At 65.6% G+C, this 18633-nt stretch carries 12 protein-coding genes and 2 pseudogenes; 7 read left to right on the top strand and 7 right to left on the bottom strand.

What is annotated here, in order from left to right; genetic code table 11:
* The first annotated feature begins 15 nt into the window (after nt 1–15).
* The 3 genes from ACR68M_RS08770 (at nt 16) to ACR68M_RS08760 (ending at nt 8343) form a co-directional block, all read left to right on the top strand.
* Nucleotides 16–7110 (top strand): RHS repeat-associated core domain-containing protein, encoded by a 7095-nt coding sequence (locus tag ACR68M_RS08770; RefSeq protein ID WP_441249876.1) that lies wholly within the window; start codon nt 16–18, stop codon nt 7108–7110.
* Between the two features lie 2 nt (nt 7111–7112).
* Nucleotides 7113–7706, top strand: a complete 594-nt coding sequence (locus tag ACR68M_RS08765) for a hypothetical protein (RefSeq protein WP_441249875.1) — start codon at nt 7113–7115, stop codon at nt 7704–7706.
* Between the two features lie 343 nt (nt 7707–8049).
* On the top strand, nt 8050–8343 hold the full coding sequence (locus ACR68M_RS08760) for a hypothetical protein (RefSeq protein ID WP_441249874.1): 294 nt from the start codon (nt 8050–8052) through the stop codon (nt 8341–8343).
* Here ACR68M_RS08760 and istB read toward each other — a convergent pair.
* Both istB and ACR68M_RS08750 read right to left on the bottom strand, forming a co-directional pair.
* Nucleotides 8344–9113 (bottom strand): annotated as a pseudogene (gene istB / locus ACR68M_RS08755) (IS21-like element helper ATPase IstB).
* Nucleotides 9110–10066, bottom strand: a complete 957-nt coding sequence (locus ACR68M_RS08750) for a Mu transposase domain-containing protein (RefSeq protein ID WP_441249873.1) — start codon at nt 10064–10066, stop codon at nt 9110–9112. Before ACR68M_RS08750 ends, istB begins: the two are co-directional and overlap by 4 nt.
* A 134-nt stretch (nt 10067–10200) precedes the next feature.
* Between ACR68M_RS08750 and ACR68M_RS08745 the strand changes: the two genes are divergently transcribed.
* On the top strand, nt 10201–10578 hold the full coding sequence (locus ACR68M_RS08745; protein ID WP_441249872.1) for a transposase: 378 nt from the start codon (nt 10201–10203) through the stop codon (nt 10576–10578).
* 277 nt (nt 10579–10855) lie between these two features.
* Entirely contained in the window at nt 10856–11332 is a 477-nt protein-coding gene (locus ACR68M_RS08740; protein ID WP_441249871.1) for a transposase, read from the top strand.
* Nucleotides 11333–11352: 20 nt separating this feature from the next.
* On the opposite strand, the gene ACR68M_RS08735 is transcribed toward ACR68M_RS08740, so the two are convergent.
* Nucleotides 11353–12966: an IS4 family transposase gene (locus tag ACR68M_RS08735; protein WP_441248209.1), complete on the bottom strand. Its 1614-nt coding sequence runs from the start codon at nt 12964–12966 to the stop codon at nt 11353–11355.
* A 191-nt stretch (nt 12967–13157) separates the two neighbouring features.
* Here ACR68M_RS08735 and ACR68M_RS08730 point away from each other — a divergent pair.
* Nucleotides 13158–13391 (top strand): annotated as a pseudogene (locus ACR68M_RS08730) (IS3-like element IS1141 family transposase); the annotation flags it as partial.
* Here the strand turns inward: ACR68M_RS08730 and ACR68M_RS08725 are convergent.
* Nucleotides 13376–13768: a hypothetical protein gene (locus ACR68M_RS08725; protein WP_441249870.1), complete on the bottom strand. Its 393-nt coding sequence runs from the start codon at nt 13766–13768 to the stop codon at nt 13376–13378. The pseudogene ACR68M_RS08730 and the gene ACR68M_RS08725 sit on opposite strands and share 16 nt — an antisense overlap.
* A gap of 277 nt (nt 13769–14045) precedes the next feature.
* Here ACR68M_RS08725 and ACR68M_RS08720 point away from each other — a divergent pair, with 277 nt between their 5' ends.
* Entirely contained in the window at nt 14046–14600 is a 555-nt protein-coding gene (locus ACR68M_RS08720; RefSeq protein ID WP_441249869.1) for a GNAT family N-acetyltransferase, read from the top strand.
* On the opposite strand, the gene ACR68M_RS08715 is transcribed toward ACR68M_RS08720, so the two are convergent.
* From ACR68M_RS08715 to ACR68M_RS08705, 3 genes are read right to left on the bottom strand one after another with little or no spacing between them, the layout of a single operon-like run.
* Nucleotides 14566–16998, bottom strand: a complete 2433-nt coding sequence (locus ACR68M_RS08715; RefSeq protein WP_441249868.1) for a site-specific integrase — start codon at nt 16996–16998, stop codon at nt 14566–14568. The genes ACR68M_RS08720 and ACR68M_RS08715 overlap by 35 nt on opposite strands.
* Nucleotides 16995–17336: a helix-turn-helix domain-containing protein gene (locus ACR68M_RS08710; RefSeq protein WP_441249867.1), complete on the bottom strand. Its 342-nt coding sequence runs from the start codon at nt 17334–17336 to the stop codon at nt 16995–16997. The genes ACR68M_RS08715 and ACR68M_RS08710 overlap by 4 nt, the downstream gene beginning before the upstream one ends.
* The gene (locus tag ACR68M_RS08705; RefSeq protein ID WP_441249866.1) at nt 17336–18460 is read right to left on the bottom strand and encodes a tyrosine-type recombinase/integrase; all 1125 of its coding nucleotides are present in this window, start codon (nt 18458–18460) and stop codon (nt 17336–17338) included. Before ACR68M_RS08705 ends, ACR68M_RS08710 begins: the two co-directional genes overlap by 1 nt.
* Between the last annotated feature and the right edge of the window lie 173 nt (nt 18461–18633).

Genomic DNA, 18633 nt, shown 5'->3' with positions numbered 1-18633 from the left:
TCCACGGTGAGCGTGTTGGCAGTCGTCGCATCTCTTCTGGTGCCGACCTCGGCGCAGGCACTGGCGCAGATAGGGAAGCCGGACTACTCGAAGATCTGGTCGCCCTCGGGGACGCCGCTGCCGCGGACGCCTTCCGTGAGCGGCAAGAACGCCGCGCCGGTCCGGGTGCCCGGACCCGCGCATCCGGTGCCACCGCAGGTGTCATCGCGGCCGCACACTGACGTGCCACACGGTCAGGCGACCGTGATACTCAATGCCGCACCCGCATTGGGCGCGGGTGGCTCTGCCGCTCGCGCCCAGGTGGTCGGAGCAGAGGTTAAGGCCGGTGAACTTCCGCTCGCCATAGCTCCATTGGGCTCTTCGGTCGATGCTGGAGCGGCGGCCTTTGCTTCCTCGTCCACTCCTGAGCCGGTGCAGGTGGCGTGGGCGGATGCAGCGCAAAGCGACGCCGCCGGACACCCGGGAGCCCTGGTGCTGCTGAGCCGGGACGACGCGGTGAGCGCCCGGTCGGTCCGTGTCGCCATCGATACGGCGAAACTGGGTCTGGGCTCGGATTGGGCCGACCGTGCCCACCTCGTGACCCTGCCGTCGTGTGCGTTGACGTCCCCGCAGGTCGTCGGCTGCCTCAAGCAGACTCCAGTCGCCTCGACCTACGACAGCAAGACCGGCCGGTTGGCCGGCGAGCTGACGCTGCCTGCTGCCGACAAGCTGTCCTCGTTGGCAGGCATCCACAACCGTCCTTCCAGCAGCATTAGTTCGGCCGGGTCAGTGGTCCTGGCGGCGGTGGGTGGTGCCTCGAGCGGCGCCGGAAGCTACTCGGCGACTCCGCTCAATATTTCCCAGGGCTGGGAGGCCGGAGGCTCCTCGGGCGCCTTCACCTACGCCTATCCGATCCAGGCTCCGCCCACACTGGGCGGAGCGGCTCCGAGCGTCGCGCTCTCCTACGACTCCGCCTCGGTGGACGGCAAGACGTCCTCCACCAACTCCCAGGCGAGTTGGATCGGTGACGGTTGGGACTACAGCCCCGGCTTCGTGGAGCGTTCCTACAAGTCCTGCTCCGACGACGGCATCACCGGGTCGGGTGATGAGTGCTGGGCGGGGCCCAATCTGACCCTCTCCCTTGCCGGACACTCGGGCGAACTCGTGCCCAATGATCAGAGTTGTGACAGTAGCGCCGCGGGTTCCTTCGAACAGTCGAAGTGTGCCTGGCACCTGAAGGACGACGACGGTTCGAAGGTCGAGTACCTCACCGGTGCGAGCAATGGCACGTTCAACGGCTCGTACCTGAAGGTCACTGACACCTCCGGTACGGTGTATTTCTTCGGTCTGGGTCACCTGCCGGACGCGTCCGGCAATCCGTCGGCCAAGGGGCCGGACAGCCAAGCCGCTTGGACGATGCCGGTGTTCTCGCCGAATCCCGGAGAACCCTGCTACGACACCGCGAAGGGAAAGGCATCGCGGTGCAACTCCGCCTGGCGCTGGAACCTCGACTATGTCGTCGACCCCCATGGCAACCTCACAACATTTTCGTACATCCCGGAGACGAACTACTACGCGCTGGGCGGCGGCCAGAACCAGGGGACGGGCTCCAACACCTCCTATACCCGAGGTGGTGTTCTGCGGAGCATCGGGTACGGCCAGTTGCTCTCCGACCAGATCAACGCCAACGGCGCCTTTCAGCCGGCCTCGCGGATCGACTTCGTGAGTGGCGAGCGGTGCGTGGGTAACGCGGCCGTCTGTGATCCGTCCCAGCGCACCACCGCGCACAGTTCGGACTGGCCGGACGTGCCACTTGACCAGAACTGTGGTCAGGCCGACACCTGCCCAGTCTACGGTCCGACATTCTGGTCAACCCAGTGGTTGAAGTCGATCACGACGTACGTTCGCATCGCTGGGGCGTACCAGCCGGTGGACTCGTATGCCGTGAACCACAGGTTCGTTCCCGCGCAGAATGCCACGGAAGACACCCGAATCCCTTGGTTGGATTCCGTGGTGCGCACCGGCCAGGACCGGCAGGTGTCTGCCAGCGATGTCCCGCTGAAGCCTGTGACGTTCACTGAGGAGCTAGATGCGAACCGTGTGGACGGTACCAACCTGATCCCTGCCAGGCCCGCCTACAACCGGCCACGTATCCAGCTGATCACCACCGAGACCGGTTCCACCATCGGCGTCGACTACAAGAAGGCCGACTGTTCCCGGGACCAGGGCGTGATGCCCTCGTCAGCGGACACTGACGTGCGGGCCTGCTTCAACGTCAAGTGGCACAGGCCCAATGACTCGCCGGATGCTGCCCCGGTCGACGACTGGTTCCTGCGCTACCCCGTCAACTTCGTTACGGTCAACCCGAATACTCCTGGCTCGAAGTCACAGACCACCAGTTACTCCTACGGCCCTGCCGCCTGGCACCGCAACGACTCACCCCGGACCAAGGACGCCGACCGTACCTGGGACCAGTTCCGCGGTTTCGCGAGCGTCACTGCGATCAGTGGAAACCCCGCTGACGGGCCGCAGTCGATGCACTCCACCTACTACTACCAGGGCATGGACGGTGACATTCTCTCGTCCGGCACTCGCACCGCCAATGCGGTCGGACGGATGAGTCCAGGCGTCGCCGACTCGGACTGGCTCTCCGGCCATGTCCTCGAATCCGATACCTACCTTCAGGCCGGCGACTCCACCCCCGTCTCGTACACCGTCAATCTCAGTAGCACCCCCTACATGACCAGTAGTCACAGTCAGACGGTCAACGGCGTTTCGTTCCCACTGAGCGCCCGTTACACCGCGACGACGGCGACCAGCACCACCAAGGCCCTTAAAGCGGACCGTACTACCTGGCGCACGACCTCCAAGACCACCAAGACCGATCCGGCCAACGACAACCGGGAGATCTCGGTCCTAGACACTGCCGACGGGCTGCCGGATCTCTGTTCCCAGACCAAGTACGCCTCGGGTCCCGACCCTCAGGTCCGTGCCGTCCCGTCCGAAGCGTGGACCGTGAGTGGGGCGAATGCCTGTACCACTGCTCCTGCCGGCAGCAACACGGTCTCCTGGACCCGCTCGATCTACGATGGACTGGCGCTCGGTCAGCTCGGGGTCAAACACGATTTGACTGCAACTCACACGATCGACCATTACGATGCCTCGGGCGCAGCCCAGTTCACCACGGTCGCTGTCGGTGTCTACGACGCCTACGGTCGACCGCTGAGCACCACCAACCCGAATGTGACTGACAGTGCGCACCTGACCGGGGCCACCACGACCACGGCCTACTCCAGCGCGAACGTCGGCGAGCTGCCGACCTCGGTCACGGTCACCAGCCCGGCGCCGGCCGGAGCGAGCGATACTGGGACCGGGCGGATCACGACCACGAAGCTTGACTCCGCGCGGGCACTCCCACTGGCCGTTACGGATCTCAACGGCCGTACCACTGCGACGGCCTATGACCGTCTCGGCCGCCTCACCGGAGTCTGGAAGCCTGGCCGAACCACAGACCAGCTCGCCAGTCAGACCTTCTCGTACTCGATACCTGGGGTCGTCAACAATGCGGCCGTTCCGCCGACCGTCACCACGTCAACTCTCCTGTCCACGGGAACTGCTTACAAGACCTCGATCCAGATCATGGATGGCCTTGGCCGTGTCGTGCAGACCCAGTCCGACCCGATGGCTTCGGCCTATCACGGACGCCTGATCACGGACACGTCGTACGACTCGCAGGGCCGCACGCCCCAGGTGAACAGCGCCTGGTACAACGACGACACCGGGCCAGCCGCAACTCTCTACAACACGAGCACGCAGCAAGTCCCCGCCCAGACTCACTCCCTCTATGACGGTCTCTCGCGTCCGCTCACCACCGAGTTCGTCGCCTACGGAACTGTTCAGAGCTCCACGACCACTCGCTATCCCGGAGTGGACCGCACTGACGTCAGCCCACCGGTCGGCGCCACTCCTACCAGCTCTCTCACCGACTCCAGGGGCCGTGCCAGCCAGCTGTGGCAGTACCGGACACCTGCCGCGACGGGTAATGCGGCCGATGCGGATGTCACCAGTTACGCCTACACGGCGGCTGGGCAGGCGTCCACACGGACGGATGCCACCGGAAAGAATGTCTGGACGTACAGCTACGACCAGCGCGGCCGTCAGATTTCGGCAACTGACCCGGACACCGGCACCACGGCCCGCACCTATGACACTGCGGGCCGCCTGGCCACCACAACCGATGCCCGCAAGCTGAGTCTCGCCTACACCTACGACCTTCTGGGCCGGATGACCGGTAGCTACAACGGGTCTGTCAGCCCGGCAAATCAGCTGACGGGCTTCACATACGACACCGTTCTCAAGGGTCAGCCCAGCACCTCCACCCGTTACACCGGTGGAGCAGGCGGGACTGCGTACACTCACTCCGTCCTGGCCTATGACGCGGTTTCGTATCAGCCGACCTACGCCACGACGACGATCCCTGGCAGCGATGTCGGCTTGACGGCCCCGGTCACCTATGCGACCAAAGCCACCTACGACCCCATTACCGGAGCGGTCAGCAGCGACATCCGAGGGAAGGTCGGCGACCTGCCAGGGGAGCAGATCTTCTACAGCTACGAGGCTTACGGTCAGCTTGCCCAGTTCGGATCGGCTAGCGTCACCTTCGACCTGGGTTCGTACTACGACGCCTACGGCCGGCCCATCCGCACCACGGTCAACCCGTGGGGCACCCAGATCGTCCTCACCAACACCTATGACGAATCCACCGGTCGGCCGCTCTCCCAGTTCGTAGACAAGCAGACCGCCGCTACCGGTGCTGTCCAGCAGGTCACCTACGCCTACGACCAGACGGGTCGCCTCACCGCGATCCGCAACATTCCTGACAACACCCCGGCCTCGACCGACCTGCAGTGCTTCGGGTACGACTACCTCAACCGGCTCACCAACGCCTGGTCCGACACCGGCACCCTCAACATGCTGCCGGCTACCAGCCACCTCGTCGGCGGCCAGGGCGCCTGTACCAACACCACACCCACCAGCGGTGCCCAGGCCCCGAACAAGACCACGGTCGGCGGCCCGGCACCGTACTGGCAGAGCTACGGCTACGACGTCACGGGCAACCGCAAGCAGCTTGTCCAGCACGATATCGGTGGCAACACCGCGGCTGATGTCACCACGGCTCAGACATTCCCCACCCCAGGTACCATCAATTCGCAGATCAGCGCGGGCGTTGGCACTGGTGGTCCGCACGCTCTGCTGGGCGCCACTGTGACCTCTGGGGGGACGCAAAGGAGCACGAACGGGCAGTTCGACGAAGTTGGAAACGCCACCTCCGTCACTGACGGTAACGGAACCACCAAGCTCACGTGGAACAGCGAGAGCAAGCTCTCCTCCGTCGGCAAGGTCGGAGTAACCCCCACCACCTACATCTATGCAGCCGACGGCAGCCAGCTCGTCCGCAAGGACCCGGGCAGGACCACTGTCACATTCGGCAATGACGAGCTGATCTACGACACCACTGCCACGCCCGCCACCACAACTGCTGCTCGTTACACCACAGTCCCAGGTGGTTTCACTCTCGTCCGCCAGGGCGGAAAGCAGACCTGGCAGGTCGCCGACTACCACGGCACCAACTCCCTGGCGTTCGACGCCACCTCCCTCGCCGAGACCCGCCGTTTCGCCGACCCGTTCGGCAGCCCGCGTGGTATCCAGCCCAGCACCTGGGCGGGCGACCACGGCTACGTCGGCGGCACCAAGGACGACACCACCGGCCTCACCAACCTCGGAGCCCGCGAGTACCAGCCGAGCACCGGACGGTTCCTCAGTCCCGATCCGCTCCTTGATCTAGCCGATCCCCAGCAATGGAACGGTTATGCATATAGCAACAACAGCCCTGTCAATCTCAGTGACGCCAGTGGTCTTATGGTCTATGACCCAAGTTCGGGATACGCGGCTGGAACAGGTCATCAGCTTGAGGAAGAGATTGTCCATAGTGACCTGACTGTCGCTAAGCATCAGCTGGCTCAACAATGGCACGACTATACGACTAAGAAGAATGCTTGCGCGGTGGGTCCACATGCGAGGACATGTGTGACGCACCAGCAATGGGACCATGATCGAGCTGTCGAGAATATAGTCGGAAAAGCTCTACTTAAGATGGTGCAGGATGCCACCCTCATTATTCCGAGTGTTAAGTGCACACTCGGTGGTGGTTCTGGTGGAAGTGACCAGGAAGACTGTGACACTGTCGGCGCCTTCTTTTCGCTTCCTGAGGTAGCTCCGATTGGCAGGGATATCGCCGCGCTGGAGGAGGATTTGGCGTCAATGGCTCTGAGGGCCTGCACTCGCTCTCACAGCTTTGTAGCTGAGACGCTTGTGCTCATGTCTGACGGCGAGAGCAGGCGGATCGAGGACGTCAACATTGGGGATGAGGTGGAGAATTCTTCTCCTGGCGAAACCGATCTCGAGAAGCATCGTGTCGTGGCGGTACATCGAACTTCCACTGATACTGACTTCACCCTTCTGAGCGTTGGAACTGACGAAGGTTCAAAGTCGCTCGAGTCTACTTCGAACCATCCTTACTACGACGTCACTACGCAGACTTGGGCAGACGCGAGCGACGTGAAGGTCGGTGACCAGCTCCAGAGGCCGGGAGGCGGCCGGGTGACTGTGCTTGCAACGAAGTCTTACGTGAAGCCGCAGCTCACCTTCGATCTGACCATCGAGGGCATCCACACGTACTATGTACTGGCTGGTACGACGCCGGTCCTTGTGCACAATGATGACGCCAATGACGTCGGATTGAGTCGAGAGGAGTACATAGCCCGCCTTATCGGCGGAGAGGTCGCCAAGGGGCCGGATGGGCAAGACATTAGGATCCACATGCCTAATGTCGGGTCTTCGGGACTCGACGTGCGCGGCCCCAATGGCGAGTACGTATTCGTTGGAGGTGCCGCGAAGGCCAAGAACCCGGCCAAATTCGGGCAGGCTCTCAAGGTGGCAAAATATGCTGCAGATCAGGCTGGCGTCTCAGCAATCTACTACCTCGACGAAGGAACTCCGGAATCTGCCATCAAGCAAGCTCAGAAGGTCTTTGGAGCTGAAAATGTGCACACCTTCAGCATGGGTTGTTAATGATGTCTGATGCATACATCTCGTGGTATCGATCCCGGACGAACCAGACTGAGTTTCACGATCTCGTAAGGGCGTTTAGTGAGGTTGGCATCTCGCTTGAGCATCCGAGTATAGGTACTGCTATTTTGCTGGACGTTGATGGCAGTCAGGTGGCGTTGCCGACTGACAGAGTTGCAGAGCTCGTCGGCTTCGCAATCGGTCCGCTCAATGTGGAATGGTGGTTCTCTCCGGACATTGACCTGACGTGTTACTTCTCGTATGAGCCGTTTGGTTGGGAGAAGCAGACCTACTATCTGGACGGCCTTGCCTCGCAAGAAATGCGAAAGGTCGAGCAAGTGCTCTTCAGGCAAGTGTTGGCCAGTCCGTCCGATACGGTAGCTCTAATCGTTGACGAGATCGGGAAGACGGCCGAATTCGACTGGGATGCAGTGATCCGCGGAGACTCTTCGAGAGTTAACATGATGCCCGAGGCGTTGGTTCTGGATGCTTCGACCGCGCGTCGGATTCATGGGAATTCGGAAGAGGTCGCCGAGAGTGAAATCGATCCCAATCTGAGGCTCCTGGTCGCCAGGAACTGGACAGTTCCGGATATTTAGTTAGAGGGTAGGGAGGAGCCCCACCGGACCACGTCCGGTGGGGCTCCTCGGTGTCTTGACGGCAGTAGTTGACGGCAACGTCAGCGGACGAGTGCTGCACAAAGTGGCGGATCCTCGCGGTCGTCGGGCTCGGTGGTGCCCTCTGCGGGGTTGCTGAGGGTGTCGATGGCTTGGCGCTGGAGGCGGAGTCGGACGTGTAATGGTGACGTTGTCGACGTACGGCCTGAGCTCCTCAGTTGCGTACGTTTGAATATCCCCAGTTGGTGGGGCACTGTCCTGGCGATCGCGGCGGGACGTCTTCACCGTCTGGACTACGATCTTCGCGACTGGGAGGTGGTGGGCGGTGGACGATGTGTTCGATCTGAGTGGGACGCCACCGCACGGCTGGATGCATGCCGTCTTCGGGGGCGGACCTTACGGAGATGATGTCGGCCGGTGCGTTCCTGGCCCTCCGGCGCCCGCGATCATCACCGTGCCGCTGCCGGAGGGCGGCGAGCACGTGTATCGGCTGTGGACGGTCGGCTCGTGGTCGGCGCCCGACGATCCCGTGGCCGTCTACAACGACGTCGGCCCCACACCTGAGCCTCCGCTGTCGGAGTTGGAGATGTCGTGGCTCAACCGCGGTAACACCAGCTAGCTAGGCCACTTCGGTCTCTCGTGCGATGGCCTTGAGGCGGTTCTTGAGCCGGTAGCTGGGTCCGTTGATGGAGATCACGTCGCAGTGGTGGAGGAGCCGGTCCAGGATGGCGGTGGCGAGGACCTCGTCGCCGAAGACCTGGCCCCACTCGCTGAAGGTCTTGTTCGAGGTCAGGATGATCGAGCCCTTCTCGTAGCGCTTGGAGATGACCTGGAAGACCAGGTTCGCCTCCGCCCGTTCCAGGGGCTGGTAGCCGACCTCATCGACCACGAGGACGCTCGGCCGCAGGTAGGTGCCGAGCTTGTTGGTCAGCCGTCCCGCCGCCTCTGCGGCCTTGAGGTTGCGGACCATGTCGTCGAGGCTGGTGAAATAGATCGAGTAGCCGGCCCGGCAAGCCGCAACCGCGAGAGCGACGGCGATATGCGTCTTACCGACCCCGGGTGGCCCCAGGAGGGCGGCGTTCGCCTTGGCCTCGACGAAGGACAGGGTGGCCAGGTCCTGACCTTGCGCGGGTCCAGATCGGGTTGGAACGAGAAGTCGTACTCGTCCAGTGTCTTGTGGTGCGGCAGCCGGGAGAGCCGCAAGCCCTGGCGGAACCGGCGGTCGTCGCGGACGGCCAGCTCCTCGGACAGGACCAGGTCGAGGAAGTCCACGTATCCCATCTTCGCCTCGTCCGCCCGACGGGTGAACTCGTTGATGGTCTCTGCCAGATGGGACAGGCCGAGCTTGCTGGCCGTGGTGCGGATGCGGTTGCCGGTCAGCTCGCTCAAGAGGACTCCTTCGTCGTTCGGTTAGTGGTGAAGGGCCGGGTCCCGGTCATCTCGTCATAGACCGACAGCGGGCGGCGGCCGACCTCGACCTGGGTTGCCGCAGCACGGTGCAGCAGGGCCCGCAATGGGCCGGCTTCCTGGCCGAGGGGCCGTTCGTGGCGGGGCTGCACGGGGATGTCACCGGTGGTGGTCCGGCGTCCCTTGCCGGTGGGCAGGCCGTCCCAGTGCCTCTCGTCGACGACGCGGGCACCGCGGCCGACCGCCCGGGAATGTGCGGCCAGCAGCGTGGCACCGTCGGCGTCGGTGAGGGTGGAATGCAGCATGACCTGGGACTTGGTGGCCCGGATCTCGACCAGCTGCCGGGGGCGGACCCGGCGTGCGGGCACCGAGTAGAGGTTGCCGTCGAAGGCGACCAGGCAGTCCTTGCCGACGTGCCGCAACTGCCGCTCGGCCACGAGATACGGGGTGGGCGGCAGGGCTTTGAGGGCCGCGTGGTCTCGGGCCGCCCGCTCGGCGATAACCTCTCGGTGTGTCTTGTGGATCTGGGCGCGTCGCACGGGCACCCAGGCGGCGAACGCGGCGTCCATCTCCTCGACGGAGGAGAAGGACCGGCCGGACAGGACGTGGTCGCGGACGATCAGCACCTGCCGCTCGACCCTGCCCTTGCCCTGGGGCCGGTAGGCGGCCAGGACGTCGATGTCGAAGTCGTAGTGGCCGGCGAAGCCGACCGCCTCCGGATGCAGCGGGACCGCTTCGCCGGGGGCGACGTGCCGGCGGACGACGGTCTTGGTGCGGTCGTAGACGATCGTCATCGGCGCCCCGCCGAAGTGGGCGAACGCCCGGCGGTGGCAGTCGAAGAACGTCTGCAGGTCCTGGCTGGTGGTGAAGCACCAGAACGGGTCGCGCGAGTACGACAGCGTCATGTGGAAGGAGTAGACCTTCGCGATGCCCATGTGGTCGAGAATCTTGCCCTCGTCACCCCAGTCCACCTGGGCCTGGGCGCCCGGAACCCTCCCTGACAGTCTCGACCGAGACGCCCGGTCTGTCGGGTTAGTCTGGATGGCGAGGCAGAGGAGATTCCCCCAGCATGGCCAGCACCACTGATCCCGACCCGGCACCGAAGCCGAAGCGGCGGACGTTCTCGCCGGAGTACAAGCTGCGGATCGTCGCCGAGTACGACGCCGCCCCCACTGGCGAGAAGGGCGCGATCCTGCGCCGCGAGCGGCTCTACCACTCCCACATCATCGAGTGGCGCCAGGCCCGCGACGCCGGCGGGATGGCAACGCTGACCGATCGGCGGACCTCACCGGCGCGCCCGAAGAAGGCCGCCGAGCAGGCCGAGCTGGAGCGCCTGCGCAAGAAGGTCACCCGCCTGGAGAAGGACGTCGCCCAACGCGACGCCGCCCTGGCCGTGCTGGGAAAAGCACACGCGCTCTTGGAGATGCTCTCCGAGAGCGCGGACTGAACCGCGCCGTCGAGCCGGTCCTGGACGAGGCCTTCACCGGCCTGGAACCCGAGCTGAGCACCACGACGGCCTGCCGGCTCATCGGCCGCTCCCGCGCCACCCACTACCGGAAAATGAACCCGCGCCCGCCCGTCGAGCGGGGGCCCCGCCCCTCCCCGCCGTCGGCGTTGAACCCTGCTGAACGGGCAGCGGTGCTTGCGCTGTTGAACCGCCCCGAGTACGTGGACCTGCCGCCGGCCCAGGTCTGGGCACGGGAACTGGACGCCGGCACCTACTGGTGTTCCGAGCGCACGATGTACCGCATCCTCAAGACCGCCGGACAGTCCGGCGAGCGCCGACGTCAAGCAACCCACCCAGCCAAGACCGTCCCGCAGCTTCTGGCCACCGCCCCTGCCAGGTCCTGACCTGGGACATCACCAAGCTCCGCAGCCCCAACAAGGGCCAGTGGTACCACCTTTACGCGATCATCGACATCTACAGCCGCTACATCTGCGGCTGGACCGTCGAGGCCGCCGAGGACTCCCGCCGCGCCGAGGAACTCATCCGCGAGACCATCGAACGCAACGGCATCGTGCCCGAGACCGTGCACGCCGACCGGGGCACCTCGATGACCTCCAAGGCCGTCGCCCAGCTCCTGACCGACCTCGGCGTGACCCGAAGCCACTCCCGGCCCAAGGTGTCGAACGACAACCCTTACAGCGAGGCCCAGTTCAAGACCACCAAGTACATGTCCGACTTCCCCAAGGCCGCGTAGTTAAGCCGGTACTCCCGCTGTCAACTGCTCTGGGTCGGCAGGTTCGGGCTGATTCTCCACTCGGCTGCGAGCACGTAGGTGTCACGTTTGACCTTGCGCAGCATCCCGTCCCGGGTCCACTGGTTGAGCTCGGTCCATAGGCTTCTTATGTTGGTTTGGCCTGTTCGCTCGGCGATCTCGCGTGAGCCCCAGCGCCGTTCCTGGTCGCTTCGCAGCAGTCGTAGGACGAGCTCCTTGTGTCCGACGCGTGGTGGCGCTGGGGGGCTGGGCGGTAGGGGTCGAGTGATCGCGATCGTCAGTTCGGTGATCTTCTTGCTGGTCGCGGGGCGTGGATCGGTGTTCTTGCCCGGATAGCGGGACATCGGCGACTTCACCTTGCGGGCGCTGATGCGGGGCCGACGTGGCGGGAGAAGTGCGCCGAGCACGGCGTTGCTGATGGCGGTCGGGTGGTCGTCCAGTACGCCGTTGGCTAAGACGACCTGAGCGCGAGCGGTTTCGAGCGCCATGGTGAAGCTGGCCCGGTCCGGATCCACGCCGGGGACCGACTCGATGGCCTCGACCATCGCCCGACGAAGGAGTTGATATGTGGTCAGCAGGGCCCAGAGCTCCTGCTCCAACCCGAACAGGTCCTGGGAGCGCAGGACGCAGCCGGTCATCAGGGTGTGGCGCAAGGCGTAGTAGGCGGATTCGATCTCCCAACGCTCATGGTAGAGACGGATCATCGCGTCCGCGGGGTCGGTGCGGTGGTCCAGCAGGGTGGTAGCCAGCCGGTAGGACTCGGCGAGGCACTGTCCGTCGCTGGTGGTGACGGTGATGTCCGCTTCGATGATGCGAACCTGGAGGGTGCCCAGGCGGGTGAGGTAGGAGCCGTCCGGGAGAACGGCTAGGACCGCCGGCCGGCGTTCCGAGCGCAGGCGGGCCAGCAGCTGGGCGCCGGTGGCGGCGATGTCAGTGAAGAAGTCGGCGCTGTCGAACCCCCGGTCGAGCAGCAAGAGCATCGACGGGGACAGCAGGGGCAGTAGACGGGTGGCGTAGGCGCGTTCGCCGGTGTCGGTGGACCCGAACACTGCACCGAGCAGTCCGCGTGTTCCGGTCTCCACCAGGGTCATGAGCTGCAAAGTGGGGTATCCCGCCTCGCCCCAGCGGTGGCGGGTCTTGCGCAGACGCTCCAGGATGCGGGGGCGGTCGGCTGCCCGGTTTGAGCTGCAGCCGTCGAACGCGACGGTCCGCCAACGCCGGTAGCGGGTTCCAGGCGTAGAGGGTCGGGCGAGGGGGCCGGCCAGGGCCTCGAACAGCTTCTTGACCGGGGCCGCACCGAGACGGCGACGCAGATCACGTAGTGCCTTCTCCGAGGGCTGATACGGGTGCAGGGCGGACAACCCGGAGCACAGCTTCCCCCAGACCTGCAGATAGCCGAGCCCGGGGAAGAGCGCCAGGGCGAGCAGGAAGTACATCCCGACGCGGGAGGGCAGGTGCCTGCGGCGCCGCGCTGCGGTGTTCGTCTCCGCTATGACGGCGTCGACAAGTTCGAAGGGGGCATGGCGCGTCAGTTCGCCGAGATGTCCAGGGGCCAGGTCGCCAGCTGCGACTGTGACGCTCCGGGTGAAAGTGGTGGTGGCACACTGGTGGAACAACGGGACCTCGCGAGAGTGGAAGACCTTGGTCGGCTTCCTGCTCTATCGCAGGTCCCGTTGGTCATCATGCGGAAGTCCTGAAACTCGCACCGGACTTGACAGCGGGAGTATCGGCTTAACTACGCGGCCTTGGAGACTTCCCCGAGTACTTCGACTCCCTTGCCCACGCCCGCGAATGGTGCGAAGGCTTCTTCGCCTACTACAACCACGAGCACCGGCACAGCGGCATCGGCCTGCACACCCCCGCATCCGTGCACTTCGGCACCGCGGAGCTGGTCCGCGAGCAGCGGGCCGTCACCCTCGCCGAGGCCTACGCGCGCCACCCAGAACGCTTCGCCCGACGCCCGAAGCCACCCGAGATACCAACGAACGTCTGGATCAACGAACCGAAGCCGGAGACAGAACCCGCTCAACAGTCCATATAGCGACAGACCGTCTCATTTGACTTGACAGCTTCCGGAATGACCTCGAACCGGCGGTGCATACCCGCCAGTTCCTTCGGTGTGATGCCGAGTTCCTCGGCGACCCGGGGCCGGGCGGTCTGAACGTAGAGCTTGACGCGCTGGTAGTTCCCGGTGAACCCGTACTCGTTGGCCAGCCGCTCGTGGATGACCGCGGCCTTCATCAGGATCTCCGCACGGAGCATCGAGTCGACCAGCGGCGCGAACTCGTCGATCACCCGAGCCCGGGACCGCCCGCTCGGCGAACGGCGTGGAGGGGCCGCCTGGCCGGGGGCCGAGAGGTACTTGCGGACCGTCTTCCGGTCCAGCCCGGTCTCCCTGGCGATCTCCGACAGGCTCATCGCCCCGGACTCCAACAGACCACGGAAGCGCCGAAGATCCAACCAGCGATGCGGATCCAAGACCACTGCCAGCCCCTTCCGCCACCCCACACCGACCTACCAGCAGGGTGCCGAGCAACAGGGCTCACCGCATCAACAACTGTCCCTTTTCATCCGTACGAGGGTGGGGACGTTCATGTGTACGCCGACAGACGTCGAGTATTGGAACTGTCCGAATGCCCTGGTGACGGCTGGGAATGGGAGTGCGTCCGGGCGGCGATCACGGCAGGATGCGATCATGGATACCCCCTTGGACGTCCCGCGCTTGGTTGCAGGCGACAGGTTCGTGCTCCGCCCTTGGGAGCTCGGCGATCTGCCTCTCGTCCGGGAGGCGTCGGGCGACGAGCTCATCCCGTTGATCACGACCGTTCCCGCGCCGTACTCGCAGGAGGCGGGCGAGGCCTTCGTCCGGCGGCAGTGGGAGCGGGCATCTACTGGGAGCGGATATCCGTTTGTCATCGTGCGGGTTGAGGACGGTCAGCCGCTTGGGACGGTCGGTCTGTGGTTGAAGGACCTGAACGAGGGCCGTGCGTCGCTGGGCTATTGGGTGGCCGGGTCGGCTCGTGGGCAGGGGGTTGCTGCGGAAGCCCTTCGAGCGGTTGTTGCCTGGGCTCTTGATGACCTGCGGATTCCCCGGCTTCAGCTCTATGTCGAGCCGTGGAATGTCGCGTCACGGCGGACGGCTGAGCGTGTTGGCTTCCAGCCTGAGGGCCTGCTCCGCGGTTGGCAGCGGGTGGGCGAGGGGCGTCGGGACATGATCATGTATTCGATGCTGGGAGTCGACTTGTCGTGATCGGCCGCTGGCTGACTTCAGCGGCGTAGTTGGCCCAGTCGCCGGCGGAGAGGCGTTGCCAGGTGACGGCGACGTCGGTGTGGATGCCCAGGGTGCGGGCGAGGATCGCGGCGGGGATCTCGGTGGCGAGTTGGAAGAGCGCGGTGCTGCGGGCCTGGTTGGGGCGGATCCCGAGCCGGTTCAGTCGCTGGGTGAGTTGGCCGGTGCTGATCGGGCGTCCGGGCTGGCCGCCGGGGAAGAGCCAGGGGGATGGTGTCAGGGCGCCGATGGTCGCGTGTCCCTTGCGGTTGGCGGCGACGGTGCGGGCCAGTGCCGCGAGGGGCTCGGGCAGCTGGATGGGTGCACGTCCGAGGTGGAGCTGTACTTCCTCGGCATTGATGACGATGTCCTGGACGGTCATCCGGCTGATCTTGGCGGGTCCTTGGGCGTAGAGGAGGAGAAGCAGGCCGGCGAGGCGGTCCTCGGGCTTGAGGTCCTCATCGTGGAGAAGTTGGCGTGCGACGTCCCAGCGGTGCAGGTCGTCCAGGGGCTGGGTGGGGCCGTTCCAGCGGTGGGCGGGCAAGTGGACGGTGGTGAGTTTGTTGGTGCCGGCCCAGCGGACGAAGTGCCCGGTGGTGCGGCGGTAGGTTGCAGAGGGGTCGGTGAGCCAGCGGTCAAGGTCGGCCTGTCGGCAGGTTTCCAGGGCGAGGTCGCTTCTGTTGAGCCACTCCAGGAAAGCGACGGCCGCGTGGGTGCGCTGGCGGACGGAATTGAACTGCTGCGGAGTGACGGGTCGGCCGTTGTTCCTGCCGCGCAGGCGCCTGACCAGGTGCCAGGTTGTGTAGCGGTGGAGGAGTCTGCGCTGGTCGGGGTCCTGCTGGGATGCCAGGAGGCCGGTGAGGAATTGTTCGATGCGGGTCATCTGCTCGTCGCGTTCGGGCAGGGCTCCGACGTTGACGAGTACTTGGCGCAGGTGCGCGAGGGGCTGGCTGTCGGGCAGTTCGTCGAGGGCCTGGTGCGTGAGCGGGCGCTGCCCGGTGGCAAGGTCGGCCAGGACCGGGGCGACGGACGGCTTGTCCAGCCACCGTCGCGCGGTGATGGGGAACTCGGCCGTGGCGATGTTGTGCCGGAGAGCTGCGAGTCCGGGGTGGAGAGTGCCGGTTGGAGGCCCCAGCAGTTCGTTGAGGCGCTGGTTGATCAGGCAGCGGGCGCACTGGCCCGGATGCGGATAGTCGGGATCGGTGCAGGTGGGGCAGGAGTGCCAGACCTCTGGGGCGGTGCACTGGACGCAGAGGGGTTCTGCGGGGGTCCCTGAGGCGACAACCGTGTGACGGCCGCAGGACGAGCACGGTTCTGTGCGCTGCTGACAGGCCGGGCACCAGGGGCGACCGGTGGTGCGGGAGGTGCCGCAGGGCCTGGTCTCGCCGCAGATGCTGCAGGTCGACAGGGGCAGGGCGGGGCAGCTCGGGCAGAGCGGCCCGTCGGGTGTGCGGGTGTTCACGAGGCGGCGGCGGCCGCAGTTGATGCAGCATTCGAGGTTCGCGGGGTCGGTGATCAGGCAGTTCGGACACAACGGTCGGCCGTGATCGTCGCGGGTGGCGGGTTCACGCCGGGCTCCGCAGCGCGAGCACTGCGTGATGCGCGAGTGGGCTATGCAGGTGCGGCAGACCCGCTGCCCGTCGAGCGGCTTGTTGATGCGCACGATCCTGTGGCAGCTAGGGCACGCAGGACGCTGGACCCCGAGGATTTCGGCGTCGATGAGATGGTCGATCAGTCGCAGGATCGCGGGGAACGGTGCGAGGTGGGCGTTGCCGGTCAGCAGGGTGGGGTCGGCTTCCAGGGCCCAGGCCATTTTCTGCTGGTCGGCGGTCCGCCGGGTCGTCCTGCGGACCGCCGCAGCGACGGTGTCGGGGCCGACGCGCGGGTCCAGTTCGGTGATCACGGTGTGAATGACCGCGAGCGGGTCCCGTCCGTCGGCGTCGTGGCACTTCGCGCAGCGGGGCTTGCCGGCCCGGTCCCGGGTGGAGACGCGGCGGGTCTTTCCGCAGGCGGCGCAGGGCTCTGGCTGCGGCCCGCAGACCGAGCAGCACCAGTCCTGGCCACGACGCTGGAGGGTCCGCAACTGCTTGCCGCACTGGGCGCAACACGGTGGCGAGACCCTCGAGGCGCCGGCCTCGCGCAGGGCGATCAGCAGGTCGCCCACGGCCCTGGGTGCGGGAGAGCGGCCGTGGGTCAGCACGTCGGGATGCTCGGCCAGGTGCGTGGCGAGGCGACGTGACTTCGCGTGGCCGCCGACGACGCTGCTGACCACGGCGTGGATACGAGTGGTCTCCAGGCTGGGTTCGACGGTTGTGATCAGGTCCACGATCAGCCCGACCGGGTCGGCCAGGGCCCGTCCGGGGTGTTCTGATGCCGTCATGGCCGCTCGACACCGCGGATGCGGGCTCGCTTGGGCCGCAGATCGCCGACCCCGCCCTCATCGCCAACTGCCTTCTTGTTCCGGATAGTTGTAGCGGCTTCGATCGCGGCCACGGGTTCGATGAGGTCGTCGATGGAGCAGTCGAGGATGTCGAGCAGGGCCATGAGGATCTTCAGGCTGAGTCGCTCGGGGCGTTCGACGACGAGCCGGTAGACCTGGCTGGAGGACAGGGTGATGCCGCGTTTGTCCAGCAGCGGGATGAGGTCGGTGGTGGAGAACAGTCCGCGGTCGGCCATGACCTTGCGCAGGTGCCAGTGGTAGTCGAGCTTGGCGGCCATCAGCGGTCCTTGTCTGCGAAGGGGGTCGGGGCGAGCGCCGGCGCGAGCGCCTTGTGGAGCATGGTGTTCATGAAGTCGTCGCTGACGTGGGTGTAGATGGCGGTTGAGCTGTCGTTCTCGTGGCCGACTTGCTGCTGGATGAACCGTCGGTCGACCCCGTCCTCGGTGAGGTGGGTGACATAGGCGTGGCGAGCGGAGTGGACGACCAGTGCTTTCGGGAGGTTCAGCGCGTCGCGGTAGGTGACGAACCTGGCGTTGATCTCTGCCGGCTTTATCCGGCCGCCGCGCTCGGTCACCCACAGCGCGGGATGGTCCTCGCAGCCGAACCGCGGCCGGACGTTCTCCACGTAGTCGGCCACCGCCTCCACCGCCCAGTCCATCACCGACAGCACGTTGCGGCGCCGGGGTGGCTGACCGCTCTTCGCCTTGCCGTAGCGGACGTTGAGCGTTCCGTACCGGCCGAACTGCGGGGCGGACGCGTTGCGGCCGAAGTCCACCAGGTCGAGCTTGGCCGCCTCGGTGCGGCGCAGCCCCCACCCGTAGATCACCTTGAAGAGCGTGGCGTCGCGGTAGGCAGCCAGGGCTCCCTTGCGCTTGGATCGCACCGCCCGGTCGACCTGGTCGTCGGCGTAGTCGAGGAAGCGCTGGATCTCCTCGCGGGTGAACGGCCTCGCCTCGGGGCTGCCCTCGTAGTCGTTGAGGTGGGCGATGGTGTTCCATTCGTGGCAGATCGCCACCGGGTGAGTGCCGAAGGCGTCCTCGCAGGCCACCGCCCAGCCGTAGCGGCCGTCGATCAGGAACTCGCTGAACAGGCGCAGGCTGCCCTGGTAGCTGCGAATCGTGGACGGCGCCAGGTGCGTCTCGCTGGTCAGCCACAGCGACCACTCGTCCACATGCCCCGGTGCCCAGGCCCACGGGTACTCGTTGGTGTACTCCAGAAACCGGCGCACCAGCCGTTCCCGAGGAGCAACCGTGTCCTCGCGGAGCCCGCGGGCAGCCTGCTGAGCCCGCCAACCCCGCAGCATCGCCTCGACCATCGCGTCCTGCGGACGCAGCTGGACGACGCCGGACACCAGCTCCAGATGAGCCGCTCCGGCAAGGTCGGCCTGCCGTTGTAGACCCACTTTCGCCCTCCCTTTCAGAGGGCAAATCCTGCATCAGAAGGGATCTGTTCTCCAAGCTGCCAGCTCAGGCCGCCAGGCCGAAGGGGGATGACACCCTCATGCGACACTGCTCTGACCTCATGACCTGCGACTTCTCGCCCGTCTGATGCAATTCCCGAGAGTTGCCTTACACC

Source organism: Kitasatospora sp. McL0602 (assembly GCF_052076145.1).
Lineage (GTDB): Bacteria > Actinomycetota > Actinomycetes > Streptomycetales > Streptomycetaceae > Kitasatospora.
This window is presented reverse-complemented; position numbering and strand designations above follow the sequence as displayed.

What these genes read in the sequence shown, in the direction of transcription:
- ACR68M_RS08765 (WP_441249875.1), top strand. Translation starts at nt 7,113, where the DNA reads ATGTCTGATGCATACATCTCGTGGTATCGATCCCGGACGAACCAGACT.
- ACR68M_RS08745 (WP_441249872.1), top strand. Translation starts at nt 10,201, where the DNA reads ATGGCCAGCACCACTGATCCCGACCCGGCACCGAAGCCGAAGCGGCGG.
- ACR68M_RS08750 (WP_441249873.1), bottom strand. Translation starts at nt 10,066, where the DNA reads ATGGGCATCGCGAAGGTCTACTCCTTCCACATGACGCTGTCGTACTCG.
- ACR68M_RS08710 (WP_441249867.1), bottom strand. Translation starts at nt 17,336, where the DNA reads ATGGCCGCCAAGCTCGACTACCACTGGCACCTGCGCAAGGTCATGGCC.
- ACR68M_RS08715 (WP_441249868.1), bottom strand. Translation starts at nt 16,998, where the DNA reads ATGACGGCATCAGAACACCCCGGACGGGCCCTGGCCGACCCGGTCGGG.
- ACR68M_RS08720 (WP_441249869.1), top strand. Translation starts at nt 14,046, where the DNA reads ATGGATACCCCCTTGGACGTCCCGCGCTTGGTTGCAGGCGACAGGTTC.
- ACR68M_RS08725 (WP_441249870.1), bottom strand. Translation starts at nt 13,768, where the DNA reads ATGAGCCTGTCGGAGATCGCCAGGGAGACCGGGCTGGACCGGAAGACG.